The sequence below is a fragment of the Cellulomonas carbonis genome, assembly GCF_014636275.1.
GTDB lineage: Bacteria > Actinomycetota > Actinomycetes > Actinomycetales > Cellulomonadaceae > Actinotalea > Actinotalea carbonis.
Genome location: NZ_BMEB01000064.1, coordinates 1 through 517 on the forward strand (window position 1 = coordinate 1; position 517 = coordinate 517).

At 65.2% G+C, this 517-nt stretch carries 1 pseudogene; it reads left to right on the forward strand.

The window, feature by feature from the left end:
* Positions 1-202 precede the first annotated feature (202 nt).
* A pseudogene (locus IEV86_RS17715) lies at positions 203-517 on the forward strand (polyphosphate kinase 2 family protein); the annotation flags it as partial.

Sequence of the window (517 nt, forward strand, 5' to 3'; positions counted from 1 at the left end):
TCTGCGCAATGTCATTGACAAGCCGAAGCCGCAGATGACTGCGAGCGAACGCGATGCGGCCTACCAGGGGTACCTTGCGGACAGGCGTCGGCGCGGACTGACGAATGAGAATCCGCTGCCGGGTATCGACGGACCTCAGCAGCCGCCTCGGCGGTGAGTTGTCGGTATAGACGCGGCCCTTCCCACCTGGAAAGATGAACGCATGAGTGAGCCGACGAGCAACTGGACGACCGATCCTGCACCACTACTGCGCGCTGGGGAGGGATTCCGCCTCGGCGAGGTCGATCCCGAATCCACCCCCGGCTACGACGGGGACAAGAAGAGCGGGAAGAAAGATCTCGAAGCGCTGTCTGCTGAGCTCAACGACCTGCAGGAGCGCCTCTTCGCCGCCCACCACGACGAGGACTCCGGTCCCGCCGTCCTCCTCGTCCTGCAAGCCATGGACACGGCGGGCAAAGGCGGAATCGTCCGCCACGTCGTCGGAGCCGTCGATCCGCAGGGTGTCGAGCTCGCCGCC